The sequence below is a fragment of the Planotetraspora sp. GP83 genome, from assembly GCF_041262585.1.
In the GTDB taxonomy this organism is placed as follows: Bacteria; Actinomycetota; Actinomycetes; order Streptosporangiales; family Streptosporangiaceae; genus JAOEGB01.
Genome location: NZ_JBGCBZ010000026.1, coordinates 24,157 through 48,733 on the forward strand (window position 1 = coordinate 24,157; position 24,577 = coordinate 48,733).

Genomic DNA, 24,577 nt, shown 5'->3' on the forward strand with positions numbered 1-24,577 from the left:
CGATCATCGCCGGCACTTCATTTCCGGGCATCATAGCGCCTGTAGCAGGGCTGTGGCGAAGATCGCCGTAACCCAGGTCCAGAGGACCGACAACGCGATGTGGCTTGCCGTCCGGAAGCGGTCGCCCCGCCAGATGCGGGGAGAGAACACGGCGAGCTCGAAGACCAGGCGGGTCGCCCAGAAGGCCGTCTGCCCCGCCAGCAGCGCGGTTCCCAGCGTGGATCCCCCCAGGAGGTCGGGCGCCAGCAGCAGCGGCGGCAGCCCAAGGAAGACACAGGTCAGGCCGATGAAGAAGGTGTGGGCGTAGGCGACCTGGCGGGTCAGCAGGCTGGTGGGGGCGAGGTCGGCGGGCCAGCCGATCAGGCGGGGGAGCACCGCGTGGAACGCGCCCATGCCGACCAGCGCGACGCCGACGAGGCGCAACTGTGTCTCCAGCTCCAGGAGGCCGGTCATGCCGGGTCCCGCAGGAACGCGAACGCGGTGACGAACGTGCCGATCCGCCGCTCGGCCGAAGGCCGCAGCCCGGCGCGGCCCGCCACCCGCAGCCACTCCGCGCGCGGGAAGAAGTGGAAGGAGCCGGGGCCGTAGACGGCCGCGTTGGCGGCATCCCGCACATGCTCGACCAGGATCAGCGCGCCGCCCGGCCGGAGCGCCCTGGCGCATTCGGCGAACAGGTTCTCCCGGTCACGCGGCCGGCGCAGCTCGTGCGCGGCGAAGACCAGGAACACCGTGTCCTGCGACGCGGACTCCACCGGCAGGCAATCGGGGCGGGCGGCCACCGCCCGCGGCGACGGCGGAACCCGGTCGCGGGCACGCCGGAGCGAGCCCGTGGTGGTGAGGCATAGGTCAGCGATGGTCTGGCTCCCCTGGGTGGAAAGCGGCCGGCTGGCCTCGTCGAGTCCTCCGGAGACGACGAGGTGGTCCCCCAGCCCGTCCGGCAGCAGATCGGGCAGCCAGGTGTAAGCGTGCAGCTCGGACCGGTCGTAGACCCACCAGCTCGCGGCGACGCTGCTGAGCAGCCAGCCCGCCGCGAGCAGCGCGCCCCCGCGTGCCGCTGCTCGCAAGACGCCCTGCAGCCGACGTGCTGAGGCGGCCCCCGCCACGGCGCAGGCCGCGCCGGCCGCGTAGAGCGGCCAGTTGTAGACGACGACCTCCCGGGCGCCGGATGGTCTGTGCGTCACAGCTCTCCTCCGTCAGGGTTGCGGCGGATGCCGCGATGCCAGCCGTACTCGACATCCGCGACATGGAAGGCGTTGGCGAGGACCGGCGCGCTCTCGGCGAACGGTCCGTGGTCGAAGAAGGTGAGCCCGCCGACCTCGACCGCGACCGGCTCGGGCTCCCAGCGCGTGCGGAACGCCTTGACCACCACGATCGCGCCGGTCCGCGGCTCGTGCTCGAAGGTGTACGGCAGGGGCCCGGCGAAGCGCCGGGCGTCCCGCGCGCAGGCGAACGGGCTGCCCTCGGGCAGCGGTGCCGGCGCCCCGGCCAGGTCGGCCCGGACCCGCAGGTCCGCCCGGCCGTCACGGCTGACCACCTCGAACTCCAGGGTGCCGTCCTCGGCCCGGCTGACTATCCGGGCGAGCCGGTAGGTGTAGCGGGTGAGCAGGTTTCCGCCCATGACCATCAGGCGGCTGCCCGTGTCGCTCCGCAGGATGCGCAGGCCGCGCATGGTCCGGCCGCCAGGCGTGCGGAACCGGGTGAAGATCCGGTAGCCGGTCAGCAGGTAGTCGCCGCCGAAGGGAAGGAAGGCGGGCCGCAGCCGGCGGGCGTCCACCAGTCCGACGGCGACGAACCCGTGCTCGACCCCCGACCGGTCCGTGTACGCGTCCAGCGCCAGTCCAGGCGGCACCAAGGGGGCGAGCACCTCAGGCGGAAGCGCGTAGGTGAGCACGAGCGAGTGCGCGAACCGGGTCCGGATCGGCAGCGGATGGCGCCGCAGCAGGTCTCTCACAGCCCGATCACCCGCACGACGCCCCACAGCATCGACCGGTCGTCGGCGGCCCGGCCGGGCCCGGAGGCGGCCGGCTCCCGGAAGCTGCGCAGCACCGCCACCCCGCCCGGACGTACGGCATGCCGGACGGCGGCCCGCAGGCGCCGCGCGAAGGCCGGGCCCGGGCCGTCGAGGACGTTGGACAGGGTCACCGCGTCGTACGCGCCGGGCGCCACGCGTTCGAGATGGCCGGCCACGTCGGCGGCCACCAGCTCCACCGGAGGCCCGGCGAGCTTCGCGGCCGGGAGGATCTCGTCGCCGAGCAGCAGCCGCCACGCCCACGGATTGCGCGCGTTGGGATGGCGGCTCACGCCGCGCGCGATGCGGCGGCGGAGCACCAGGTCGAACCCGGCCGGCACCGCGCCACGGAAGGCGGGCCGCAGCGCGGCGGCCATCGCCCCGGCGGGCCGGAGCGCCGCGCCCATCAGCAGCCGCAGGCCGGGGCCGTCGAGCCTCGTCCGCCACCGCCGGGCCTGCTCGGCCGGATCGTCGAGCCGGAGGAACCGCTCCAGTGACGGGCGGCGCCACGCGGGAAGCAGGGCGGCCGCCGCCGCACGGCCCGTCGCCAGCATCCGCTCGGCCGTGCCGTCCACGGCGGGCGCGCCCCGCTCAAGGCGGCCACGCGCGTATTCGAGCTGGACCGGGTTGACGTCCACCGCCGTGACCTCGTAGCCCGCCCCGGCGAGGGCGGCGGCGGTGTCCCCGGCCGAGGCGACGCACAGGACTCGGGCACCCGGCGGCGGGAACACCGAGAGCTCGACGCCGGGGTCTTCGTACATGCGGCCGAACAGCACCCGCGGGCGTGCGCCGCCTGCCAGGATGCGCCCCTGGGCCCACGGATTGCCGCTCACCGCGCCTCCTGCTGATGGAGGGGTCGCCTCCGCTGGGCCGCGACCATCCAGACGAGCGCGATGAACGCGATGTCCTGGATGACCAGCCGAGCCGGTTCGGAGATGTGGTCCGACCCCCAGAGCAGGCCGCCGAGGTTGACGGTCGCGACCACGGCCGTCTGGACGACCGCGGCCATGTGCGGGCGCCACCCGCTCAGCGCCCACACGCCGATGCCGGCCTCGGCGAGCCCGATCGCGACCAGGAGCGGGGTCACCGCGCCTGCGGGAAGGAACGGGACCTCCGCCACGATCGCGCGCTGGTCCTCCCTGCCGGGAAAGACCTTGCACCACAGGCCCTCATAGAGCCACAACAACGCGACCGGGGCCGCGACAAGCCAGGACCGTGCCATGGGATCCCTTCACCGATCGGTTTAATCGATCGATTAAATCGTATGGTTAGCGACGCCATGGTTGTCAAGCGAGGTTGTCGTTTTGACGACATGTCGCGGTTTGGGCAGTCCTGCGGTCGTGACGGGAGCGATGCCCGTCCCCGTGAACGGCATCACCCCTGTTCACGGGGAGGTCTACGGACCTATGCGCTGGCTCGCGAGCGTCGGCCCGCACGGCCCAGGCCCAGCCGGCGCTCGCTCAGGGGATCAAGAAGATCTGGCTCGACGACGGAATCTCCGGCCGTCAGGCGACCATGGACAAGGCCGATTCCTCCACGCCCGGGCCTCGCGTCACCCAGCCGGTGCGCCTGGCCGTGAGGGCGGCGTGCCACATGGCCGGGCGGATCACGCCGTACTGCAGGAGCAGGAGGAACGGCGTGCCGATCATCCAGGTCGCCATCCGAGAGCCCCAGCTCACCTGGGGCCGCCGGATGGCGTACCGGGAGCCGATGATGTAGGTCAGCCCGAGCCAGTACAGCGCGCCCTGCCAGGGGAACGGCTTGCCCATGATCGGGGCGCCGACGCACATCCAGAGCAGGGCCACGGGGTTGAGCGCGCTCATCGCCATGGCGTAGATCCGCCAGGCCGTCGGAAGGGGCCGCAGGTTGGAAACCTCCCACAGAGCGTAGATCCAGTAGGAGCGGTACCACCTGGTCCGCTGGCGGTAGGTCGTCCGGATGGTCTCCGGCATGTCGGTGAACACCCAGGCCTCGTCCACGGCCACCGTCTGGCCGCGCTGCAGGGCGTAGTGGGTGAGCCGCCGGTCGTCGCCTACGGTGCCGGAGTTGAGGTAGTCGTCCAGGTTGTCCAGGACGAGATCGGCCCGGTAGAGAGTGAGCGCGCCGAGACCATCTCCAGGTCCAGCAGCCTGGTGAGAAGGTTCTTGGTCCGGTTGCGGAGCATCGGCAGCCCGGTGGCCGCCTGCACCCGGGGGTCGGACATCGCCCGCAGCAGATGCCGGATCGCGCGCCGATCCACCACGCTGTCGCTGTCCACGGTGAGGATGAAGTCGGCGCGGCCCCGGCCGTTGTCGCGTGCCCAGCGCAACTCCCGCAGGACGAACGCCTGCGCCTCCCTCTTGCCGCCGTTGTCCCGGCGATGCCAATGCACGAACGGGTGCGCGAACCGCACCGCCGGGTTGCTCGAGCCGTCATCGACGACGTGAATCTCGTCCGGTGGCCGGGAGGAGTTGAGCAGCGCGGCGACCGTCGAGTTGAGCGCCTCGGTGTTCTCGTTGTAAGCCGGGACGATCGCCACCACCCGGCCCTTGGCGGGCGGCAGGTGAGTGAACCTGCGGGGGTAGACGGTCGAGCCCAGAATCGCGATGAGGACGCCGGTGGTGAGCAGGTAGATGCCCGCCGATTCCCAGTGTCCCGGGTTCGAGATAAAGGTACGGAAAACGACGATCCACACGATTGTGGCGGCCAGCACGAGGACGCCCGCCGCGACGATCCGCAGTTTCTCGTTTTCCTTACGCCGTCTCACCGCGACCTTCTGCGGCGGGTCGCGAACCTGTAGCAGAGCAGCGCCGCCACCACGGTCACCGCGATGCCGGTCAAGACCAGTCCGAGAAGTGCGGACGAGCCGGTTGGAGGCAGCATTGCGATGCCAGTGGTGCCCCCGTGCATTTGTTCCCCTTATAGGTGATTTGAGTAGTTTATGGCGCTAAGTGCCGTGCGGGGGAGAAGTTACCAAAGGAACGTGCTAAACATCGGGCATTCCTACCGCTTAATCGTTAGTCGCCTAAAGCTGTATAAGGGGTGTCATCGGGACCTGACGGGCTTGGCCTGGTCGATGGCGGCGGCGTGCTTTTCCTGGCAGCGCCGCCCGTGGTGTGGCGCCGCGTCTCCCTCGTACAGGCGGGCCGCGGCGGCGTACATGTCGGCCGCCTCCCGGTGGCGGCCGAGCCCCGTCAGCGCGTCGGCCTTCATCTCGGCCCACGCCGCCTCACCGGCCCGATGGTCGAACATCTCGATCAGGTCGTGGCTCTGGGTGAGCGACGTCAGCGCTTCCTCGTAGTGCCCTAGCGACAGCCGCGCCATGACGAGCAGACGGAGCGTGTAGGCCTCATAGGCCCGCTCGCCCGTCTCCTCGGCGACGCTCCGGGCGATCCCCAGCGCGGCCTCGCACAGGCGGATCCCGCCGTGGTCGCCGCGGCTCGCCATGATGACGCCGGCGGCGCGCAGGCACGCCATCTCCGAATGCCGGTCGCCCGCGGCCCGCGCCACGGCGAGGCCGCGTTCCGCGTCGGCGGTGCCCCGGCTCAGGAGCTCGTCCCGCTGCCGGGGGTCCATGTCCGGCTCGGCCGCCCACGTCCACGCGGCGAACGCACGGGCCGCCAGCGACCTGGCCGCACGCGCATCTCCGGACGCCTGGACGCACGCGTCGAGCATCGGTACGGCACGCCGCGCTCCGCCCGGGCGGCGGTTGATCAGCGTGGCGATCCGGAGACGCGCCTCGGCGGCCGGCTCCGTGTCATTGCCCGCCGCCCGCATGATCGACTGCCACATGTCCTCAGCGTCGTAGTCCCGGCGCACCCAGAAGAGGTGGGTGTTGACCGCCAGCGCGATCCTGGCCGCCATCTGGACGTCGCCCTCGGCGCAGGCCAGCTGGATCACGTCCAGCAGGTTGTCGATCTCCGCGGCGAACCAGCCGCGCGGGTCCCCCTCGACCAGGCGCCGGGCCTTCGCCGGCGCGTCCCGGTGCGCGCCGAGGCGCCGTGGCGGCGGGTGGTGCGGGTCGTGGTGGAGATGGGAGTCCGCCAGGTCGGCCAGCTCCAACCATCCGCGGAGGAGCCGGCCCTTCGCCGCGTCGCGCTCGCCCAGGTTCCCGGCGAGCCGGGTGGAGGCGTAGTCCCTCAGCAGGTCGTGCTGGATGTGCCGGGGTTGCCCGAAGGCGTCCACCCCGGCGGGGGCGATGAGGCTGTGCGCCGTGAGGATCTCCAGCAGGTCGTCGGCGTCCTGCCGGCCGAGCAGCATCGCCGCCACCCACGCGGGGAAGTCGGCGCGTCCGGCCAGGGACAGGACGCGGAAGCCGCGGCGCGCGTCCGGGCGCAGCGCCTCGTAGCTCCCGTCGGCGATGTTCTCGCTGAGCGCGCGCTCGTCACCCGTGCGGGTCTCATGGCCGTCCCCGAGCAGATCGGCGAAATGCGCCAGGCTCCAATGCGGCTGCCCCGACAACCGGGCCCCATGGAGGCGGACCGCCAGCGGGAACCCGCCGCACGCCCGCACGACCTTGGCCGCCGCCTCAGGCTCGGCGATCACCCGCCGGCGGCCGATGATCTCGCCCAGCAGCGCCATCGACTCCTCCGGCGGCAGCGGGTCGAGCCGGATCCGCCGCATCGCGCCCTCCGCCAGGTGCGCCCGCGAGGTGGCGATCACGGCGCAGCCCGCGGTGCCCGGCACCAGCGGGGGGATCTGGCCGGCGCCCGCGACGTCGTCGAGGAGCACCAGGACCCTGCGCCCGGCCAGCAGGGATCGCAGCAGCGAGGTCCGCTCCCCGACAGTGCGGGGCTGGTCCCTCGGGTGGACGCCGAGCGAGGTCAGCATCTCGCCGAGGACGCCGGCGACCTCTTGCGGCCGGGGCGACATCCCATGGAGGTTCGCGTACAGCTGCCCGTCGGGGAAGTGCTCGCGGACCAGGTGGCCGACGTGCACGGCCAGCGCGGACTTCCCGACACCGCCCGGCCCGCTGACCGCCACGACCGGCACACCGGTCCTGTCCGGGTACGGCGTGAGCCACTCGACCATCGCGGCGACCTCGTCGGCGCGGCCCGTCCAGTCCACGACGTCCGGGGGCAGCTGGGCGGGCACGATCCCCGGCGACGTAGCCGGCGCTCGGCCGGAGGGATCGTGGTCCGCGCCGATCTCGTCGCGCAGGCTCCGCAGCTCCGAGCCGGGGCCGGCCCCGGTCTCCGCCCTGAGCATCGCGGCGACGGACGCGTAGTGCTTGAGCGCCCGCACCCGCTGCCCGGACCGGTACAGCGCGAGCATCACGAGCCGGTGCAGCGCCTCCGACAGGGGGTCGCCGGCGAGCTCGTCCCGCACCTCCCTCAGCACCGCGTGGTGCTCACCCAGGTGCAGGCGGCTTTCCCACAGGGGGAGGAGCGCGGCCCGCCGCTCGCTCAGCAGGGCGTCGCGGGCCTCTCTCAGAGGCGCGTCGTCGTCCGGCAGCTCCGGGAGCGGGGGGACGCCCCACAGTCGCATCGCCTCCCCCAGGACCTTCGCCGCGGCGGCATGGTCGCCCGCCCGCGTGCCACGGGCGGCGAATTCCCGGAACTCCTCCAGGTCAAGCCGGTCGCCCGGCTTCGGCACGACCCGGTACCTGCCGGACGAGCCCAGCGGGATCCGGCCCGGCAGCGCGCGGCGGAGCTGCGACAGGATCGACTTCAAGGGCCCCTCGTGGGCGCGGACGTCGTCGTCGCCCCACAAGGCCCTCGTCAACGCCTCAGCGGACATGCCGGCCTCGCCCGCGATTAGCAGGGCGCACAGCACCCGCCGCTGGATGGGGGGAAGGTGTATAGGGCGGCCATCGGAGGCCGTGACCTCCACCTGCCCCAGAATCGCGAAACGCACGTGTCCCTATCTATTGTCCAGCCCCCCGTGGGGATGCTACCCCGGGTGAGCCCGCCGGTGATCAACGGCCGATAACCGGGTGGAAACCTCTTGCTGACCTTCTCTCTGTACCGTTCTCCGTCCGCACGTGAAACGGAAGAGAAAGGCACCAATGCCAGTCGGTCGTCCCCGGAAGGTGGACACCAGCGACGCCCATGTCGGTCTCCTGCTCGAGTTCCTCACCGAGATCGCCTCTGATCGCCACACCGGCGACCCCGTCGCCCTTCTCCGGCTCGTCGCCGCGGTCAAACGCGCCAAACAGGGCGAGATCAACTTCCTGACCCACCTCGAGGACCTGGAGATCGCGCGGATCCTCAGCGGCTCCCGCCGCACCCGCGAGGTCGACAACAAGCAGATCGCCCGCATCCTCGGCGTGACGCCTGGCCGCGTGTCGCAGCGCCACAGCGATGCCCGGAGCCGCCTGGCCGACGGCCCGGTCGCCGCGTTCCACGACCTCTTCCAGGAGGAGGAGGCCAGGCTTCGGGCGGTCGCCGAAGACGCCCAGACGCCGCTGTTCGAACGGGTCCGCGCCGGCTCCGTGGCCGCCGCGCTCAAGAAGGCCGCCCAGCGCCTGCTCGGCTCCATGTCCGTCGCCGCGGACCCGGAAGACCACAACGGGGGGCATAAAGAGCACTCGACATGACCGGGAGCATTCGGGGGGAATCAACGCCGGTCTCTGGCGGCTTTGCGGCATTTCATGGTTTCGACAGTCAGAGATAAACCAGATGCCCTGCCGCCGAGCCGTACGGGACAATCACCTTCTATGCGTCACTGTCCATTGCTGAGCCTCCGCCTGACGACGCCTCGCCTGGAGCTCCGGCTGCCCTCGCTGGAGGATCTGGACGAGCTGGCGGACCGCGCGCTGGAGGGCGTGCACGAGCCCGGCTTCATGCCCTTCCTCTACCCGTGGACCGACGTGGCCGCCGACGAGCTGCCGCGGGCGCTGATCCGGCATCATCTCGGGGTGCTGGGGGCCTGGCGGCCCGAGGACTGGACCGCCAACTTCATGGTCGTCTTCGAGGGCCGGGTCATCGGCTCGCAGGCGATCAGTGCGTCGCACCTCGCTATCACCCGGGAGGTCAGGACGGGCTCCTGGCTGGGGCGCGCCTGGCACGGCAAGGGCATCGGCACCGAGATGCGCGCCGCCGTCCTGCGTTTCGCGTTCGAGGGCCTGGGGGCGGAGACGGCCGTCTCGTCGGCTTTCGTGGACAATCCGGCCTCGCTGGCGGTCTCCCGCAAGCTCGGCTACCGGCACGACGGCGTGAAGATCCAGGTGGTTCAGGGGAGGCGGCGCATCGACCAGCGGCTCCGCCTGGAGAGTGATCAGTTCACGTGCCCGGTGCCGGTGGAAATCCGCGGCCTGGACGCCTGCCGCGACCAGTTCGGCGTGCAGGGGCTCGGGTAGGGGTTACGGCTCGGGCTGCCCGTCCTCGACGCGGTAGGTGTCGGTCCAGGTGGCACCGCACTGGCAGCCGGTCTTCTCGACCAGGTCGCCCTCTTCGGTTATGGCCAGGCCGTGACTGAGGCGGACGTGAACATGCTGACTCATGGGAATCGACTTCCGTCGGGAACACAGATACGCGACGCGTTTGACCAGCCGCGGGAAGAGTCGCTGCGCTTCTGAGGAGGATACGTGACGACCGGCGGGTAATGCCAGCTCAGGCGGGGGGTCACTCGGCGGCCGGCGCCGCTCCGAGGAGATCGCGGATCCTGCCCGTCGCCCTGGCGAACTCCGGCTCGGCCATGGTCTCGCCGTACTTCCGCTCGACGGGCAGCGCCACCGGGATGATCTCGGCGACGGTGCCGGGGCGCGGGGTCATGACGATCACCCGGTCGGCGAGGTAGACCGCTTCGGCGATGGAGTGGGTGACCAGCAGCACGGTGGTGCCGGTCTCGCGCCAGATCCGGCGCAGCTCGACGTTCATCTGCTCGCGGGTGAGCGCGTCCAGCGCCCCGAAGGGCTCGTCCATCAGCAGCACCGGCGGCTGATGCAGCAGCGCCCGGCACAGCGCCACCCGCTGCTGCATCCCGCCGGACAGCTCATGCGGATAGGCGTCCTCGAAGCCGGTCAGGCCGGTCATGGCCATCAGCTCGTCGGCCCGTTCACGCGCCCGCTCCTTCGGCATCCGGCGCATCTCCGCCTGGAGCAGGATGTTCCGCCGGGCGGTCCGCCACTCCAGGAGGGCGGCCCGCTGGAAGACGTACCCGATGTCGCGCCGCGGCCCCCGGACGTCCTCTCCATGCAGCCGGACCCGGCCCGAGGACGGGCTCAGCAGGCCGGACACCAGCTTGAGCAGCGTCGACTTGCCGCATCCGGAGGCGCCCACGATCGCCGCGAACTCGCCGGGCCCGACCCGCAGGGAGACCTCCCGCAGGGCCGTGACGTCCTTCTTCTTGGTGCGGAACCGGACCTCGACGTCCTCGATCTCCACCGCGGCGCCGGTCGTGACCTCAGGGTCGTACGGCCGGGCGATGCCGTTGCCCGTCTGCATCGTCATCCTTTCGGGGCGAAGCTCGCGTCCCAGTACGTCGCGGGAGGCTCGACCTTGGTGATCACGCCCGCCTGGGCGAAGGTGGCGATGGTCTTGGCCCAGTCCGCCTCGCTGTTCACGCCCGGGGGCCGGTTCTTCGTGGCGTCGGTGTGGAGGAGCTTCAGCGTGGCGCCGAACTGCTCGGTGAGGACCTTCTCCGAGGGAAGCTGCTGGGAGGCGCCGGCCATCGCGCCCACCGCTGCGCCGGGATCCTTCTCCGCCGCGGCCCAGGACTCGCTGGTGGCCTCGACCATCCGCTTGACCAGGTCCTTCTTGTCCGCGACGGTGCCGGTCGAGGTCAGCAGGCCGTTGCTGTAGAAGCTGAGCCCGTAGTCGGCGAAGCGCAGGTAGGAGACGTGCTTCCCGGACTTCTCCTGCATCGTGGGGCCCTGGTCGGTGGCGAAGCCGAGCAGCGCGTCGGTCTTGCCGGAGATGACCGCCGCCATCTTGCCCGCCGGGTCGGTGTTCTGCAGCGTGACATCGCCGGGGCCCAGCCCGTTGGCCTTCAGGAAGGCCGGGAAGGTCTTGCTCAGCGCGTCTCCGGCGGTAGAGGCGATCGACTTGCCCTTGAGGTCGGCGGGAGACTTGATGTTCTTGTCGTCGAAGAACTGCACCGACGAGGGCGTGGTCTGCAGGAAGACGCCGAGGCTCTTGACCTCCAGTCCCTGGGACACCCCCGCGAGGAGGGCCGGCGTGTCCGCCCAGCCGAAGTCGGTCTGCCCGGAGGCGGTCGCCTGGATCGTCTTCTGCGAGCCCTGCCCCGGCCGGATGGTCAGGTCGATGCCGCGCCTGGCGAAGATCCCCTGCTTCTTGCCGTAGTAGAACGGCGCGTGCTCGCCGTACGGGTACCAGTTGAGCGTGAGCGTGACCTTGTCGAGCTCCCGGCCCTGGGCGTCCTTGGTCTTCTCCGTCGCCTGGGAGCCGCAGCCGGCGACCGTGAGCAAGACCGCCGGCACGAGTCCGGCGACAAGCACGCGAAGTCTCATCGGGGGTCTCATCGGGGGTCTCATCGGGTCTCCTCCTAGAGGGAAGTCGTGGCGATGTCGGTGCGGCGGCGGCTGGCATGCCAGGGGAGGACGAAGTTCTCGAGCAACTCGACGAGCGCGAACAGCACCACGCCGAGCAGGGACATGATGAGCAGCCCGGCGAAGAGCACCGGGGTGTCGAGGTTTCCGTTGGCCTGCAGGATCACGTAGCCGAGGCCTTCGTTGGCGCCGACGAACTCGCCGACCACCGCGCCGGTGACGGCCATGGTCGCGGCGACCTTGAGCCCCGAGAACAGGTGGGGCAGGGAGGCCGGAAACCGGATCTTCCAGAACGTCTGGCCCGTGCCCGCCCCCATCGTGGACGACAGTTGAAGCATCTCGGGGTCGATCGTCTTCAGGCCGGTGACCGCGGAGATCACGATGGGGAAGAAGGCCATCAGGACCGCGACGACGATCTTCGGCGACAGGCCGAACCCGAGCCACACCACGAACAGCGGCGCGATGGCGATCTTCGGGATGACCTGGGCGAACAGCAGCAGCGGGTACAGGCTCTTCTCGACCGTGGGGGAGTAGACCATGACGACCGCGGCGAGCACCCCCACCACGATGGCGATCGCGAAACCCAGCACCGTCTCGTAGGTCGTGATCCAGGTGTTGTGCGCGAAGTACGCCGGCTGGCTGAGGACCGCGTCGAGGGTCCGCGCCGGTGAGGGCACCAGATAGGGCTTGATGAGTCCCGCGGCGGTCACGGCCCACCAGATCACGAAAAGCGCCGCCAGCACGACGATCGGGCGCCAGGTCCGCGCGGTGGCGGCGGCCAGGCGCTCCGCCGGACCGGGCCGGTTCCGGGCGGTCACGCCGTTCGCCGGCGGCGCTCCTGGCGGCTGGAGTCGCTGGGTTGAGCTTCGCGAAACCATGGCCCCCCTATGGAAAGCGCTTTCTGGCCGTTACCGTAACCATGGGTGAGTTCGCCAGTCAAGAAACAGGAGAGTGATGCGCGATCGGATCCATGTGACGCTGGAGGACGTAGCCAAAGCGGCCGGCGTCTCTCTCGCGACGGCTTCGCGGGTGCTGAACGGCACGGCGAGGGTCAGGCCCGAGCTGACCGAGCGCGTGCGGCGGGCCGCGAGCGAGCTCGCGTACACGCCCAACCCGCACGCCCAGGCCCTCGCCGGCACGCCCAGGCCCACCGTGGGGGTGGTCTGCCATGACGTCAGCGACCCCTACTTCTCCACCGTCGCGCGCGGTGTCATGCGGGTCGCGGGAGACAACGGGCTGCTGGTGACGCTCGCCAGCACCTTCCGCGACCCCTATCGCGAGATCGCGTACGTCTCGATGCTGCGGGCCCAGCGCGCCCCGGCCATCCTGCTCATCGGCTCCGGTTTCGAGGATCCGGCCTGGGAACGGGCGCTCGCCGCCGAGCTGGAGCCGTACATGAGGGGCGGCGGACGGGTCGCCGTCGTGAGCCGGCACCGCAGCCTGCGGGTGGACAGCGTGCTGCCGGAGAACCGGGCGGGCGGCGCCGCGCTCGCCCGCGCGCTGGTCGATCTGGGCCATCGCCGCTTCGCCGTCCTCGCGGGGCCGCGCGCCCTGACCACCGTGGCCGACCGTGTGGGCGGCTTCCGCGACGAGCTCGTCAAGACCGGTGTGCCGCTGAGCGACGACGACATCGTGGAGGCCGAGTTCACCCGGGACGGCGGTTACGCCGCGATGACCGTCCTGCTGGACCGGGGGTTGAGCGCCGGCTGCGTCTTCGCCGTCACGGACGTGATGGCGATCGGCGCGCTCGCGGCGCTGCGGGATCGCGGCCTTAGGGTCCCGGCCGACGTCTCCGTGGCGGGGTTCGACGACATACCGATCGTGCGGGACCTGACGCCGCCGCTGACCACCTTCGCGTTGCCGCTGGAGCGGCTGGGGGAGGAGGCCATGCGACTCGCGCTCACCGAGCGGCGCGGGCCCCGCAACCGCGTCATCCGGGTGGCCGGCGAGGTCGTCATCAGAGCGAGCACCGGTAGGGGGTGAGTCCCTTCAGGCTCCGCGGGCGCGGGCACGCCGCTTGCCCTCGTGCATGGCCTGCACGCGGGCGACCGGGATCGTGTGGCCCTCCTCGATCAGATCGGCGGGCAGCCGCTGCGGCTCCGGCATGAGCTCGGCCCAGGGATCGCCGTCGCCGAGCAGCCCGGCCGCGGTGTGCACGGTGAAGTCGGCCGGGGTGACCCTGTCCAGATCCTCCCAGGCCACGGGGAACGACACCGGCACGCCCGGCCGTACGCGCGGGCTGTAGGCCGCCACGACCGTCGCCCCGCCGGATCGGGTGGAGTCGAGGAACACCTTGCCGCCGCGGTCCTCCCGGATGAACGCCGTGGTGGCGAGGACCGGGTCGAGGCGCTCGGCGCGCGCCGCGACGGCCCGGGTGGCCGCGGCCACGTCGGCCATGGCCGCGTGCGGCTCGATCGGCACGAACACGTGCAGGCCCTTCGCCCCGCTCGTCTTGACCGCCCCCTTCAGGCCCGCGTCGGCCAGGGCCTGGCGGACCAGGAGCGCGGCGCGTACGGCCAGCGGGAACGCGTCCGCGAGCGGTGGATCGAGGTCGAGCACCAGATGGGTCTGGTGGTCCCGCTGCCCCGCGCGGACCAGGGTCGGGTGATATTCCACCGCCCGCTGGTTGGCGAACCACAGCAAGGTGCGGCGGTCGTCGCACAGGGCGTACGACACCTGCCGCCGGGAGGTCTCCGCCCACAGCGGGACCGTCCTGATCCACGACGGGGCGTACTTGGGGGTGTTCTTCTGCATGAACGGCTCCTGGCCCTGCCGCACCCGGACCACCGACAGCGGCCGATCCCGCAACACCGGGATGACCCGGTCATGAACGGCGTCCAGGTAGTCGACCAGATCGCGCTTGGTCGCCTCCGCCCCGTCGAACAGCGGCTGGTCGAGATTGGTGAGCTCAACCCCGTCCCGTGCCTCATCGCTGGCCATCAGCCCACCATGCCCACGTCAGAGCGCGGGGTCAACTCCCCGGTTGCCCAGGGGGTAGGAGCGGCGCTCGTGCTGGACGGAGACCCAGTGGTGGGTGGTGAACTGGTCGATCGACCAGCCGCCACCGTAGGCCGTGTTGTCCTCCTCGTTCACCGGGCTGTCGTTGACGTGCGTCATCCCGGCCCGCAGTCGGAGGGCGAAGCGCGTGCCCCGCTCCCGGTCGCGCGTGTGCACCGCGCTGGACAGGCCGTATTCCGTGTCGTTGGCGGGCGTTGCCGCCCAGCTCGAACAGCAGCCGCTTGATCCCCGCCTTGCGGGAGATGTCGATCCCCGTCTCGGTGGAGCCCGTGAACGACACGATGCGGGGCACGGGGTGCGAGACCAGCGCGTCGCCGATCTCCTCGGCGGGGCCGACCACGACGTTGAGCACGCCGTCGGGCAGCCCCGCCTCTTCGAGGATCTTGGCGAGGAGCAGGCCGCCGGTCACCGGCGTGTTCGACTACGTCGGAGACATCGGCCGTCCGGAACTCGGCGATCACCTCACCGGTCCATGGATCGAGGTCGGTCAGCGTGCGGTCCGAGTGGCCGGCGCGCCAGCGCCCTCCGATGGGCATCGCGCTCAGCTCGTCATATCGTGCGGGCGCGGCAGCCGTTGACTTCACGTCCTCACCTTCCGTTCAGCGGGCATGCGGGGTCATCCCCGACCGTAGGACGCGGCGGTCGCGCGTCTCTTGGGTCACATGACTGCGCTGTGCGGGGAGGTTGAGTCGTTTTACCCAAGCCGAGCCCGGGTTGGAGTTCCTACGATCGCTCGTACGAGGAATGGAGCGTGGATGTCCCGGTTCCAGCTCCGGGGAACGCGCCCCCGACCACGGGCCCGCCGTCCAGGACGCGCTCTCCGCCCAGGAGCTGCAGATCGCGAGGCTCGCCGCCGCCGGGCTGTCCAACCGCGAGATCGGACAGCGGCTCTACCTCTCGCCCCGCACGGTCGGCTCCCACCTCTACCGGATCTTCCCGAAGCTCAACATCACCTCGCGGTCCCAGCTGGCCTCCCGTCTCGACGGCATCCAGCCCCGGGGCTGACGACGCGCCGTTCCGGACGCTGAAATCCGGTGAACATCTCGCCGCCCTGCGGGCAGTTTGCCGAGGTGAACGCCTGCCCTCCCTTGTTCACTGGAGTTTCGTTCTGATAGAACACCCCGGTATGCGGGGGCCACCCCGGGCCCTCGCTTCCCCGTGAACTGGAGAGGCTCCCATGAGCGCCGCACATCAGCCTGCGGAGCCGGCGACCGTGCTGACCACCGTGCTGACCAACTGCACGGTGGTCGACGGCCGGGTCCTCGACGGCGTCGGCCCGCTGCCCGGCGCGGCCATATGGGTGCGCGGCGACCGGATCGCCGCCGTCGGGCCCGCCGCCGAGGTCCTCGCCCAGGCCCGGGCGGCCGGTGACGTCCGTGAGATCGACCTGGCCGGCGCGTACGTCACGCCAGGGCTCGTGAACATGCACACCCACCTGTCCCTGTCCCTGCCCGGCCAGGGAGGTGACGCGGTCAGGGGGATGACCCCGCACGAGCTTGCCCTCTACATGGCCGACGGCGCCCGGCGCACCCTCCTCTGCGGAGTGACGACCGTACGATGCGTCGCGGAGAAGGACCACGCCGACTTCGCGCTGCGCCGCGCGATCACGTCCGGCCGCGCGATCGGCCCCCGGATCTTCACCGCGGGGCGGGCGCTGGTCTGCACCGGCGGCCACGGCCATGAGGGCACGGACACCCTCGAGTGCGACGGCGCGGACGGCTTCCGCCAGGGGGTGCGCAGCCAGGTCAAGGCCGGCGCCGACCTGATCAAGGTGATGATCTCCGGCGGCATCGCGGGTGAACACGAGGCGATCCACACCCGGCAGCTCTTCACCGACGAACTGGCGGCCGTGATCGAGACCGCGCACGCCTGGGGCCGTAAGGTCACCGCGCACGCCGGTCCCGCGCCGGTCATCGCCGAGGCCGTCGAGCTGGGGCTGGACTGCGTCGAACATGGCTACCAGCTCACCCCGGAGGTGGCCGCCCAGATGGCGGAGCGGGGCACCGCTCTCGTGCCCACGCTGCTGGTCACCCGCTGCAAGGAGTTCTTCGACGAGCTCGGCGTGCCGGAGTGGATGCAGTGCCGCTCGCTGGGCGCCGGCCCCCGCCACCTGGACAGCTACGCGATGGCCGTCGAGGCGGGAGTCGAGGTGCTGCTCGGCAGCGACATGCCGCCCTTCTGGGGTTTCGAGGGCACCAACGCCTCGGTGCGGGAGCTGGAGTACATGTCCGAGGCCGGCATCGGCCCGGCCCGCGCGCTCTACGCCGGGACGCTCGGCCCGGTGCGCTGGCTCGGCGCGGAGGCCGACCTCGGCACCGTCGAGCCCGGCAAGTACGCCGACCTCATCGCGATGGACGGCGACCCGCTCGCGGAGACGTCCGCGTTCCGCGGCGTGCGCTGGGTGATGTCGGGCGGCCAGGTGGTCCGCGACGACCGGATGGGTAGGGGGATGGGGATGACCGGCGAGGACGCCGCCGCCGTGGTCGCCGCGGGCATCGACGACATGTACGACGCCTTCCTCGCGGGCGACCGGCGGCGCTTCGACTCCCACCTCCACCCGGAGGTGACCACGTGGGAGACGCACCTGCCGGGCCCCCTGCGGAGCCGCGCCGACCTGGACGCCTACCGGGCGCAACGGGACGCGGCCGGAGCCGGGCCCGCGCCGGCCTCACTGGAGGCCCGGGACAAGCGCGTCGACGTGTGGGGAGACACCGCCGTCGCCCGATATGTGCTGGTCGCGGCCGAGTCGGCCGGAGGCCCGGCCGAGCACACCCGGGTGACCGACGTGCTGCGGCACTCCGCCGGCGGCTGGCTCATCGTCCACCACCACGCCGAGCTGGTGCCCTGATGGGAAGGACCTGACATGGAGGAGACCGCCGGCGACGGCGACATGGAGCTCTACGACCTGCGGGTCGGCGTCGACCGGATCGAAGGCCGGTCGGTCTGCGGGATGGCGGTCGGCGACTACTTCGAGCTGACCGACAGCGCACACCTGCGGCTGCCGGACGGCAAGCACTTCTGCGTGTACGCGCTGGCGTCGGTGCTGCCGTTCCTGGCGGCCAAACAGCGGGACCTGGCCGCCGGCGACTGGCTGGCCCAGGACTCGCTGTTCGCCTGCCCCGACCCGGAGGAGCGGCTGATCATGCGTGTGGAGCGCACCCGCCGCCGCCGGATGAACTCCGCCGACCTGACCTGACGCGACCTGACCTGGCAGAGGAGCTGACGTGGCACCCGTGGAGATCGGGCTCGGCCTTCAGAGCGACAAGCGGGCGGGCGACTACGCCCGGCTGGCCCGCCGGGCGGAGGAGCAGGGCTTCGACGTGCTCACCGTCTTCGGTGATCTGATGTACCAGCCGCCCATCTTCCCGCTGCTGGAGATGGCGGCGGCCACCTCGCGGGTCCGCCTCGGACCGGCCTGCCTCAACCCGTACTCGATGGCGCCCTACGAGATCGCCGGCCAGGTGGCGGCCCTGGATCTCGCCTCGCGCGGGCGCGCGTACCTGGGCCTGGCCCGGGGCGCCTGGCTCGGCGCCGTGGGCATCGACCAGCCACGGCCGCTGGCGGCCATCGAGGAGGCGGCGCAGGTCGTCTACCGGCTCCTCGGCGGCGACGCCGGAGGGTTCGAGGGCCGGGTGTTCCGGCTGGCCCCCGGCACGACCCTGCGCTATGCCGTACACCGCCCCGACCCGCCGCTGCTGATCGGCGCCTGGGGACCGCGCGGAGTCGCCCTCGCGGGCCGGATCGCCGGCGAGATCAAGATCGGCGGCAGCGCCAACCCGGCGATGGTCCCGGTGATCCGCGACCGGCTGCGCGTCGGCGCCGAGCAGGCCGGCCGGTCCGCCGGCGAGATCGGCATCGTGGTCGGCGCCGTGACCGTGGTGGACACCGACGGCGCCGCCGCGCGGGCCCGGGCCCGGACGGAGGTCGCGATGTACCTCGCCGTCGTGGCCGATCTCGACCCGACCGTCGAGATCCCGGCCGACCTGCTGCGCCGGGTGAAGGAGCTGACCGACGCCGGGCGGCACGAGGCGGCCGGCCTGCTGATCCCGGACGACCTGCTCGATCTGTTCGCGTTCTCCGGCACCCCGGACCAGGTCGCCGCGCAGGCCCAGGCGCTCATCGACGCCGGCGTCCACCGGGTGGAGTTCGGCACGCCGCACGGGCTCACCGACGACCTCGGCGTCTGGCTGCTCGGCTCCGCGGTGCTGCCCGCGTTGAACCGGGAAGGGTCCGGACGGTGAGGTGGAGCAGCCCGGAGACTTCACGTGTGAGTGAACAGCGGGCCGCGGATCAGAACAGACGAGGGGTGACCACCGAGACCACGGTGGTCACCTCACCGGTGTCGTTGAACATCCGGTGGGGCAGGTCGGAGCGCAGGTGCACGCTGTCGCCGGGGAAGAGCCGGTGCTCCACGCCGTCGACCTCGTAGAGCAGCTCGCCTCTGACGACGTAGGCGAACTCCTCGCCCTTGTGGCCGTACGCCTCCTCGCGGCGGCCGCCGGGCGCGATGTGCACGAGCATCGGCTCCAGCACGAGGCCGGGCCCGCGATCGGAGAGCATGCGGTAGGTCTGCTGGCCGGAGACGTACTGCGTGGCGCCGTCCTCGCGACGGGTCAGCGTGAAGTGGCGCGGTGGTGAGGCCGGGAGGCCGCTCTCCGGCTCGGGCGCGTCGTCGTCGAAGAACGCGGCCACCGGCCGGTCGAGCGCGTTGGCCACGCTGTTGAGCGCGGTCAGGCCGATGGATGAGACGCCCCGCTCGACCTGGGAGAGGAAGCCGATCGACAGGCCGGACTTGGCGGACAGCCCGCGGAGCGTGAGCCCCTGCTCCTTGCGGAACCGGCGGATGTGGGCGCCGACGCGTTCCTGCTCGCCGCCGGCCGCCGCGGCACGCCGGTCGCTCCCGCCCACCTGACCTCCCGACGCCGGGTCCGTCCATGCGATTTGTTCGATGCTATCGAACGCCGGAGTCACCCGGCTCTCGCTCGGCAGGAGGGCGTAGCGTTCATCCGCCAGTGTCAGCTCACATCGTCCCGGTGCCGATCGCGGCCGGGTTGGAAGGGTCCCCGTGAAGATCAAGAAGGCTGCGTCCCGCGCGCATCCGCCGCGTGACAAGCGCACGCGTCGGGCGCTCATCGAGCACGTGCACCCGGCGGTCATCGAACACGAGGCGAAGCGTGCCGCCGACGTGCAGCTCCGTGTGGCCGACGCGATCACCAGGTTCGCCGGGTCGATGCAGTTCGTCTATATCCACGCGATCGGGTTCGCCCTATGGATGATCTTCGTGGAGGCAAGCCCCTGGCCGACGCTGACGTTGGTCGTCTCGTTGGAGGCCATCTTCCTGTCCACCTTCGTCATGATCGGCCAGAACCGCCAGGGCGACTTCGCCCGGCGCAAGGCCGACCACGACTACAAGGCCCAGACAGTGGAGCTGCACCACAACACGGAGCTGACCCAGCTCATCCACGCGCTCACCGTCGAGATCCACGCCGCCGTCGTCGCGTCCCACGCGCGATCGGGATCCGGCCCGAGCGACGCCGAGTCACCCGGGCATGCCGGTCAGGTCAACCCCGCCGCCTCATGAAAGCCGGCCGGGTGCCCGGAGCCGTACAAGAAGCCAGAAGCACCTCTCGGAGCTGTGATCTCGCAGGCCCGCCCCTTTGAGAAGAGCGGGCCCGCGAAGCCACCTCTGTCAGTGCCTTCCGAGGAAGAACCCGGGGGTCCGGTCCTTCCAGGGCATGGCCTGTTCCAGTTGAGCGGCGATCCGGAACAGCACGTCTTCGCGACCGTAGCGGGCGACGATCTGCACCCCGATCGGCAGCCCGCTGTCGCTGTGGCCCAGCGGCAGGCTGATCGCGGGCTGACCGGAGATGTTGAACACCATGGCGAACGGGCCGTACTCGAAGATCGACTGCAGCCAGCTTGTCAGGGTGTGGCCGGGATCGTCGTAGCGCAGGGTGCCATGAGGCGCCGGGAGGCGGCCCAATGTCGGGGTGATGAGCAGGTCGTACTCGGTGAAGAACGCGCCCACCGACCGGGTCACCCGATTCTGCGCGCCGAAGGCGGCCATCATGTCCAGCGCGCTGTACTCCCTCGCCACCTGCAGAAGCCGCCTGGAGACGGCTTCCAGTCTGGCCGGGTCCGGTTGCCTCGGGGCCATGAGCAGGGGAGACGCGATCGCGACCGCTTCGGCCACCATGCTCTGCATGACCGCGTCCCAATCGAGGACCGGGCTCGCTTCGGTGACGGTGTGACCGGTCTCCTCCAGCACACGGCCGACCTGGACCGCCGCCGCGGCGACTTCGCCGTCCACCACCGCACCCGACCAGGCCTTGGTGGTCACGGCCACCCGCAGGGAGCCGGGGTCGGCCCCGACGTCGTTGGCATATCGGCCGCCCGGGGGCGGCGCGGTGTACTTGTCACCGACACCAGGCCCCTGGACGGCGTCCAGGAGATGGGCGGCGTCGCGGACGGTGCGCGTCAGGGCGAACTCGTACGCCATGCCGAGCATCGGTTCCCCCAGGTCAGGGCCGCATGGGACGCGGCCCCGGCTCGGCTTGAGCCCGACAAGCCCGCAGCAGGAGGCCGGGATCCGGATGGACCCGGCTCCGTCGCCGGCATGTGCGACGGGCACGGCGCCTGCGGCGACCAGAGCGGCCGCGCCACCGCTCGATCCGCCCACGCCCCGCTCCAGATCCCATGGGTTGCGGGTCGGTCCGTGCTTGACCGATTCGGTGGAGAAGCTGATCACCATCTCCGGCACGGTGGTCAGGCCCAGGGTGGCGAGGCCGGCGGCGCGGAAGCGCGCCATCAGATCACTGTCGCGCGGGGGGACGATGCCCGGCAGGCTTCGGCTCCCGAGGAAGAACGGGACCCCCTCCGCCACCGGACCATGGTCCTTGATCAGGAAGGGCACCCCGGTGAACGGCCCATCGTCGGAGTGGTCGAGCGCAGGCGAGAACACCGGCAGTGCCAGGCCGTTCACCTCCGCGTTCGCCGCGCTCAGGGCCTGTCGAGCGACGCTCTCGACCTCGCCGGCGGTGACCTCGCCCGCCCTGATCAGGTCACGAAGTCCTACGGCGTCGTACCGCGCGTACTCGTGGAGTTGCATGTCGGGAGTCCGTTTCTCGGCGTCTTCGACGCCGGCACATCGATCACAGCTGGATCCGTTGGGATCCCAGGTGGGTGAGCAGCGTGCGACAAGCCATCTAGGCCCAGGGGCGCTGCTGACGAACGGCCTGAACTGGGGCGATGGTCACTACGCCGGGCCGGTGGCTCTGAGTTGTCGTGGAACCGGCCTGGTCCGGGGGACCATCCCCTGCTGGTGATCGAAGTGTTACTACGCTCGCGACATGACGACCATGTTGGCAGCAGCCGCCCTCACCGTCGACTGAATTACCGTCGCCGGCGCTTACGCCGCGCGTAGGGTGAGCACGGTGATCTCGCTCGGCGCGAAGATCCTGAATGGCGGTCCCCAGAAACCGGTGCCCCGACTGGTGTAGAGCTGGGTCCGGTCGCCGTGCTGGCTCAGGCCCTGGACCGTGGGCTGGTCGAGGCGCACGAGGAAATGGAAGGGCCAGATCTGGCCGCCGTGGGTGTGTCCGGAGATCTGCAGGTCGACGCCGCGCGCGACGGCCGCGTCGATCTGCTTCGGCTGGTGGGCGAGCAGCAGTACAGGAAGGTCCGGGTCGGTGTCCGCCAGCGCGGCGGCATGGTCGGCGTGGTGACCGGGGCGCCCCGAGGACGCGGCGGTGGCGTCGTCGACGCCGGCGACGACGAGCCGGGAGCCGTCGCGCTCCACCACGATGTGCCGGTTGTGCAGGGGTTCCCAGCCGAGCTCCCGCATGTGGTCGAGCCAGCCCTGCGCCTCGCCGAAGTACTCGTGGTTTCCGGTCACGTACGTCCGGGCGAGCCGGGCACGGACGTCGCCCAGCGGCGCGGCCTGCTCCCGCCGTTCGGACACGGAGCCGTCGGCGATGTCGCCGGTGTGGCACACGATGTCGGCGTCGAGCTGGTTGACGGCCGCCACGACCCCGGCCGACCAGCGGGCCCGGTTGATCGGACCGTAGTGCGTGTCGGTCAGCAGGACGACCCGGAGGCCGTCCATGCCCGCGCCTAACCGGGGAATAGTGACGTCCACTCGCTTGACGCGGGGCACACGCATCGCCTCGGCGTACCCCCAGAGCATCAGCAGGAGCGACACGGCGGCGGTCGCGGCGGCGACGATCCGGGACCGGGCTGGGTCGGCGACATCGGCGATCACGAGTGCGAGCCGCAGCACGTTGCCGAGCAGAGCCCAGGCGAACAGCACCCAGATCACGCCGAGGATCGTGTCGCCCGTGCGCGCCGCCCAGTCCCGATGGCGGCTGCCGTGTCCGAGGTACATGAGCACGGGAAGCGCGACGAGCGCGCCGGCGAACATGATCGTGCCGGCGACAACGACGGCGGTCGGCCACCGCGTGTCCGCGATGACCAACGTCCACCACGGCAGACCGAACAGCAGCGCCAGGACGGCGATGATCGTCAGGCCGAACAGTAACGGCCGCAGCGATCGCCTGGCGGGCGCCGCCTGTGCCGCTTCACTAGCTGACACTGCTGAACTCCTCGGTCGTGGGGTGCGTGCATCATGACACCTCCGGCGTACTGCCGACCACACGCGCCGTTCACAAGGCATCGCCGCCCGCCGGAGCGGAGGGAGGCTACCTGCCCGTCTTAATGTGTTCGGCACAGCAGGTAGCGGCATCCGCGCGTAACCGCGGACTCAAGGGCAGCGAGACCTTCCGCAGGCTGCGGAAGTTCTCCACATCCAGCTCAAGCAAGCGCTGCGCCATCGCCTGCCCCTCTCCTCGTAGGCCACTCAACAAGCTGGCCTGTTCGGACGCGCCTCATCGACTCTCACGAACAGTTTGCACCTGCACGCAGGCATAACCTTTCACATGATCGTCTGCATGGCGGCCCGCGCAGGAGATCTCACGGCCGACCCACGGTGCGGCGGATCGGCTCCGCGCGTTAGCCGGATGGCGGGTACGGCGCGGCCGGCGGAGGTGCGGGTGGTCAGGGCGCGTCAGGGGCGACGTTGAACTCGTCGGCCTTCACGCCCTGGACGAAGGCGGCCCACTCAGACGGGGTGAAGAACAGCTTGGGGCCGTCGGGGTCCTTCGAGTCCCGTACGGCGATCAGCCTGCTGTGGCCACTCTTGTGGTCAGGGCCATCGACGTGGCGAGCCGTTCGATCAGGGCCGTCGGTCGCATCGGTCAGTTCGGCGATCTCGACGCAGTTACCGCCGTTGTCACCGGAGAAGCTCGACTTGCGCCAGCGCGCCATGCTCAGGTCCATCTTTCCTCCGCCGTTCTCTTAATCAAGTCAAGGGACATGTTCAGCGGTAGCGCCTCGGTCCGGATGCTTTCGAAACGCTCGATCGCTGCCGTGACATCCTCCGCGTCGCTGGTGGTGATGCCCCGGACGGCGGTCTCCGCGTAGAGTACGTCGCTTCCGCCATCCAGCGTCGCGATGACGAACCCTCCAAGCAACCCCGAGTGCATCCCCTGCGGGACAATCTGGACGCTCAGCCGTGAACCGGCCATCGAGATCAAGTGGTGAAGCTGCCCACGCATTACCTCCGGCCCTCCCATCGGCCGGTACAGGACTGCCTCGTCAATGACGCACCGGAAAGTCGGTGGTTGCGGGTCCTCACGGGTGAGGATGAGTTGCCTGTCCAGGCGTGCCGTCACGGCTGCCTCGTTGCCGCGCAGCAAGACCCGCGCGTACGCCTTGGTCTGGAGCAGGCCGGGGATCACGAGCGGTTCGTAGGTCCGCAGCGTGGTGGCGACCTGCTCCTTGTCGCGCCACTTGCCGAACCAGGAGGGGAAGACCTGTCCCTTCCGCCAGTCGAGCAGGCGATGCAGGGCCCCGCCCGTGGTTAGGGCGTCGTCGCAGGATTGGGCGAATTCCGGGCTGGCGGGGAGTTGGCCGGTTTCGATGCCGCTGATCAGGGACTCGCTGAAATGGACCTTCTGGGCGAGCTGAGCCTGGGTCAGCTTCGCCTCCTGCCTGTAATGGCGCAGCTCCCTGCCCCATATCGCCTGTGGTGAGTAGGAATCGACCACAACGCCTCCCTTGTCGGA

Annotated in this window: 27 protein-coding genes and 1 pseudogene; 8 read left to right on the plus strand and 20 right to left on the minus strand. The window is 70.9% G+C overall.

Annotation, left to right across the window (positions count from 1 at the left end; genetic code table 11):
* Window positions 1-30 precede the first annotated feature (30 nt).
* From ABH927_RS28825 to ABH927_RS28860, 8 genes are all read right to left on the minus strand, one after another.
* Window positions 31-453 carry a hypothetical protein gene (locus tag ABH927_RS28825; RefSeq protein ID WP_370026706.1) on the minus strand — a complete coding sequence of 141 codons (423 nt, stop codon included), beginning with the start codon at window positions 451-453 and terminating at the stop codon, window positions 31-33.
* Window positions 450-1,181 carry a class I SAM-dependent methyltransferase gene (locus ABH927_RS28830; protein WP_370026708.1) on the minus strand — a complete coding sequence of 244 codons (732 nt, stop codon included), beginning with the start codon at window positions 1,179-1,181 and terminating at the stop codon, window positions 450-452. Before ABH927_RS28830 ends, ABH927_RS28825 begins: the two co-directional genes overlap by 4 nt.
* A complete protein-coding gene (locus tag ABH927_RS28835; RefSeq protein ID WP_370026709.1) occupies window positions 1,178-1,951 on the minus strand; it encodes a DUF2071 domain-containing protein in 774 nt (257 codons plus the stop codon). The genes ABH927_RS28830 and ABH927_RS28835 overlap by 4 nt, the downstream gene beginning before the upstream one ends.
* Window positions 1,948-2,841, minus strand: coding sequence for a DUF3419 domain-containing protein (locus tag ABH927_RS28840; protein ID WP_370026711.1), 894 nt, complete (start codon window positions 2,839-2,841; stop codon window positions 1,948-1,950). The genes ABH927_RS28835 and ABH927_RS28840 overlap by 4 nt, the downstream gene beginning before the upstream one ends.
* Window positions 2,838-3,230, minus strand: a complete 393-nt coding sequence (locus ABH927_RS28845) for a DoxX-like family protein (RefSeq protein WP_370026712.1) — start codon at window positions 3,228-3,230, stop codon at window positions 2,838-2,840. Before ABH927_RS28845 ends, ABH927_RS28840 begins: the two co-directional genes overlap by 4 nt.
* A 283-nt stretch (window positions 3,231-3,513) precedes the next feature.
* The gene (locus tag ABH927_RS28850; protein ID WP_407072838.1) at window positions 3,514-3,987 is read right to left on the minus strand and encodes a hypothetical protein; all 474 of its coding nucleotides are present in this window, start codon (window positions 3,985-3,987) and stop codon (window positions 3,514-3,516) included.
* Between the two features lie 53 nt (window positions 3,988-4,040).
* Window positions 4,041-4,754, minus strand: coding sequence for a glycosyltransferase family 2 protein (locus ABH927_RS28855; RefSeq protein WP_370026714.1), 714 nt, complete (start codon window positions 4,752-4,754; stop codon window positions 4,041-4,043).
* Between the two features lie 278 nt (window positions 4,755-5,032).
* Window positions 5,033-7,843, minus strand: coding sequence for a BTAD domain-containing putative transcriptional regulator (locus ABH927_RS28860; RefSeq protein ID WP_370026716.1), 2,811 nt, complete (start codon window positions 7,841-7,843; stop codon window positions 5,033-5,035).
* Between the two features lie 151 nt (window positions 7,844-7,994).
* Here ABH927_RS28860 and ABH927_RS28865 point away from each other — a divergent pair, with 151 nt between their 5' ends.
* A complete protein-coding gene (locus tag ABH927_RS28865) occupies window positions 7,995-8,525 on the plus strand; it encodes a hypothetical protein (RefSeq protein ID WP_370026718.1) in 531 nt (176 codons plus the stop codon).
* A 120-nt stretch (window positions 8,526-8,645) separates the two neighbouring features.
* Window positions 8,646-9,287: a GNAT family N-acetyltransferase gene (locus ABH927_RS28870; protein WP_370026720.1), complete on the plus strand. Its 642-nt coding sequence runs from the start codon at window positions 8,646-8,648 to the stop codon at window positions 9,285-9,287.
* 3 nt (window positions 9,288-9,290) lie between these two features.
* Here ABH927_RS28870 and ABH927_RS28875 read toward each other — a convergent pair whose 3' ends face one another.
* The 4 genes from ABH927_RS28875 to ABH927_RS28890 all read right to left on the minus strand — a co-directional run bounded on the left by ABH927_RS28875 (window position 9,291) and on the right by ABH927_RS28890 (window position 12,256).
* Window positions 9,291-9,431 carry a hypothetical protein gene (locus ABH927_RS28875; RefSeq protein ID WP_261583541.1) on the minus strand — a complete coding sequence of 47 codons (141 nt, stop codon included), beginning with the start codon at window positions 9,429-9,431 and terminating at the stop codon, window positions 9,291-9,293.
* Window positions 9,432-9,552: 121 nt separating this feature from the next.
* Window positions 9,553-10,374, minus strand: a complete 822-nt coding sequence (locus ABH927_RS28880) for an ABC transporter ATP-binding protein (protein ID WP_370026722.1) — start codon at window positions 10,372-10,374, stop codon at window positions 9,553-9,555.
* Between the two features lie 2 nt (window positions 10,375-10,376).
* Complete coding sequence (locus tag ABH927_RS28885; protein ID WP_370026724.1) at window positions 10,377-11,399, minus strand: ABC transporter substrate-binding protein; 1,023 nt, start codon at window positions 11,397-11,399, stop codon at window positions 10,377-10,379.
* A 35-nt stretch (window positions 11,400-11,434) separates the two neighbouring features.
* Window positions 11,435-12,256 (minus strand): ABC transporter permease, encoded by an 822-nt coding sequence (locus tag ABH927_RS28890; RefSeq protein WP_370026726.1) that lies wholly within the window; start codon window positions 12,254-12,256, stop codon window positions 11,435-11,437.
* 136 nt (window positions 12,257-12,392) lie between these two features.
* Between ABH927_RS28890 and ABH927_RS28895 the strand changes: the two genes are divergently transcribed.
* Window positions 12,393-13,421, plus strand: a complete 1,029-nt coding sequence (locus ABH927_RS28895) for a LacI family DNA-binding transcriptional regulator (protein WP_370026727.1) — start codon at window positions 12,393-12,395, stop codon at window positions 13,419-13,421.
* Between the two features lie 6 nt (window positions 13,422-13,427).
* Here ABH927_RS28895 and ligD read toward each other — a convergent pair whose 3' ends face one another.
* The 3 genes and pseudogenes from ligD to ABH927_RS28910 all read right to left on the minus strand — a co-directional run.
* On the minus strand, window positions 13,428-14,378 hold the full coding sequence (gene ligD, locus ABH927_RS28900; RefSeq protein ID WP_370026729.1) for a non-homologous end-joining DNA ligase: 951 nt from the start codon (window positions 14,376-14,378) through the stop codon (window positions 13,428-13,430).
* Between the two features lie 18 nt (window positions 14,379-14,396).
* Window positions 14,397-14,612, minus strand: a complete 216-nt coding sequence (locus ABH927_RS28905) for a hypothetical protein (protein ID WP_370026731.1) — start codon at window positions 14,610-14,612, stop codon at window positions 14,397-14,399.
* A 94-nt stretch (window positions 14,613-14,706) separates the two neighbouring features.
* Window positions 14,707-14,865: pseudogene (locus tag ABH927_RS28910) on the minus strand (aldehyde dehydrogenase family protein); the annotation flags it as partial.
* 335 nt (window positions 14,866-15,200) lie between these two features.
* On the opposite strand from ABH927_RS28910, the gene ABH927_RS28915 reads away from it, so the two are divergent.
* The 4 genes from ABH927_RS28915 (at window position 15,201) to ABH927_RS28930 (ending at window position 18,697) form a co-directional block, all read left to right on the plus strand.
* Entirely contained in the window at window positions 15,201-15,461 is a 261-nt protein-coding gene (locus ABH927_RS28915; protein WP_370026733.1) for a response regulator transcription factor, read from the plus strand.
* A gap of 172 nt (window positions 15,462-15,633) precedes the next feature.
* Window positions 15,634-17,304, plus strand: coding sequence for an amidohydrolase family protein (locus ABH927_RS28920; RefSeq protein WP_370026735.1), 1,671 nt, complete (start codon window positions 15,634-15,636; stop codon window positions 17,302-17,304).
* Between the two features lie 15 nt (window positions 17,305-17,319).
* Window positions 17,320-17,652, plus strand: coding sequence for a TIGR04076 family protein (locus ABH927_RS28925; RefSeq protein WP_370026737.1), 333 nt, complete (start codon window positions 17,320-17,322; stop codon window positions 17,650-17,652).
* 28 nt (window positions 17,653-17,680) lie between these two features.
* Window positions 17,681-18,697: an LLM class flavin-dependent oxidoreductase gene (locus ABH927_RS28930; RefSeq protein ID WP_370026739.1), complete on the plus strand. Its 1,017-nt coding sequence runs from the start codon at window positions 17,681-17,683 to the stop codon at window positions 18,695-18,697.
* 49 nt (window positions 18,698-18,746) lie between these two features.
* Here ABH927_RS28930 and ABH927_RS28935 read toward each other — a convergent pair whose 3' ends face one another.
* The gene (locus ABH927_RS28935) at window positions 18,747-19,364 is read right to left on the minus strand and encodes a helix-turn-helix domain-containing protein (RefSeq protein ID WP_370026740.1); all 618 of its coding nucleotides are present in this window, start codon (window positions 19,362-19,364) and stop codon (window positions 18,747-18,749) included.
* A gap of 157 nt (window positions 19,365-19,521) precedes the next feature.
* Between ABH927_RS28935 and ABH927_RS28940 the strand changes: the two genes are divergently transcribed.
* Complete coding sequence (locus ABH927_RS28940; RefSeq protein ID WP_370026742.1) at window positions 19,522-20,037, plus strand: DUF1003 domain-containing protein; 516 nt, start codon at window positions 19,522-19,524, stop codon at window positions 20,035-20,037.
* 108 nt (window positions 20,038-20,145) lie between these two features.
* Here the strand turns inward: ABH927_RS28940 and ABH927_RS28945 are convergent, their stop codons facing one another.
* The 4 genes from ABH927_RS28945 to ABH927_RS28960 form a co-directional block, all read right to left on the minus strand.
* Complete coding sequence (locus tag ABH927_RS28945; RefSeq protein ID WP_370026744.1) at window positions 20,146-21,564, minus strand: amidase; 1,419 nt, start codon at window positions 21,562-21,564, stop codon at window positions 20,146-20,148.
* A gap of 300 nt (window positions 21,565-21,864) precedes the next feature.
* Entirely contained in the window at window positions 21,865-23,046 is a 1,182-nt protein-coding gene (locus ABH927_RS28950; protein ID WP_370026746.1) for a metallophosphoesterase, read from the minus strand.
* 461 nt (window positions 23,047-23,507) lie between these two features.
* Window positions 23,508-23,789, minus strand: a complete 282-nt coding sequence (locus tag ABH927_RS28955; protein WP_370026747.1) for a DUF397 domain-containing protein — start codon at window positions 23,787-23,789, stop codon at window positions 23,508-23,510.
* Window positions 23,780-24,559, minus strand: a complete 780-nt coding sequence (locus ABH927_RS28960) for a helix-turn-helix domain-containing protein (protein ID WP_370026749.1) — start codon at window positions 24,557-24,559, stop codon at window positions 23,780-23,782. Before ABH927_RS28960 ends, ABH927_RS28955 begins: the two co-directional genes overlap by 10 nt.
* Window positions 24,560-24,577 lie beyond the last annotated feature (18 nt).

What these genes read in the sequence shown, in the direction of transcription:
- ABH927_RS28825 (WP_370026706.1), bottom strand. Translation starts at nt 453, where the DNA reads ATGACCGGCCTCCTGGAGCTGGAGACACAGTTGCGCCTCGTCGGCGTC.
- ABH927_RS28845 (WP_370026712.1), bottom strand. Translation starts at nt 3,230, where the DNA reads ATGGCACGGTCCTGGCTTGTCGCGGCCCCGGTCGCGTTGTTGTGGCTC.
- ABH927_RS28865 (WP_370026718.1), top strand. Translation starts at nt 7,995, where the DNA reads ATGCCAGTCGGTCGTCCCCGGAAGGTGGACACCAGCGACGCCCATGTC.
- ABH927_RS28870 (WP_370026720.1), top strand. Translation starts at nt 8,646, where the DNA reads ATGCGTCACTGTCCATTGCTGAGCCTCCGCCTGACGACGCCTCGCCTG.
- ABH927_RS28875 (WP_261583541.1), bottom strand. Translation starts at nt 9,431, where the DNA reads ATGAGTCAGCATGTTCACGTCCGCCTCAGTCACGGCCTGGCCATAACC.
- ABH927_RS28880 (WP_370026722.1), bottom strand. Translation starts at nt 10,374, where the DNA reads ATGCAGACGGGCAACGGCATCGCCCGGCCGTACGACCCTGAGGTCACG.
- ABH927_RS28885 (WP_370026724.1), bottom strand. Translation starts at nt 11,399, where the DNA reads ATGAGACTTCGCGTGCTTGTCGCCGGACTCGTGCCGGCGGTCTTGCTC.
- ABH927_RS28895 (WP_370026727.1), top strand. Translation starts at nt 12,393, where the DNA reads ATGCGCGATCGGATCCATGTGACGCTGGAGGACGTAGCCAAAGCGGCC.
- ligD (WP_370026729.1), bottom strand. Translation starts at nt 14,378, where the DNA reads ATGGCCAGCGATGAGGCACGGGACGGGGTTGAGCTCACCAATCTCGAC.
- ABH927_RS28915 (WP_370026733.1), top strand. Translation starts at nt 15,201, where the DNA reads ATGGAGCGTGGATGTCCCGGTTCCAGCTCCGGGGAACGCGCCCCCGAC.
- ABH927_RS28920 (WP_370026735.1), top strand. Translation starts at nt 15,634, where the DNA reads ATGAGCGCCGCACATCAGCCTGCGGAGCCGGCGACCGTGCTGACCACC.
- ABH927_RS28925 (WP_370026737.1), top strand. Translation starts at nt 17,320, where the DNA reads ATGGAGGAGACCGCCGGCGACGGCGACATGGAGCTCTACGACCTGCGG.
- ABH927_RS28945 (WP_370026744.1), bottom strand. Translation starts at nt 21,564, where the DNA reads ATGCAACTCCACGAGTACGCGCGGTACGACGCCGTAGGACTTCGTGAC.
- ABH927_RS28955 (WP_370026747.1), bottom strand. Translation starts at nt 23,789, where the DNA reads ATGGACCTGAGCATGGCGCGCTGGCGCAAGTCGAGCTTCTCCGGTGAC.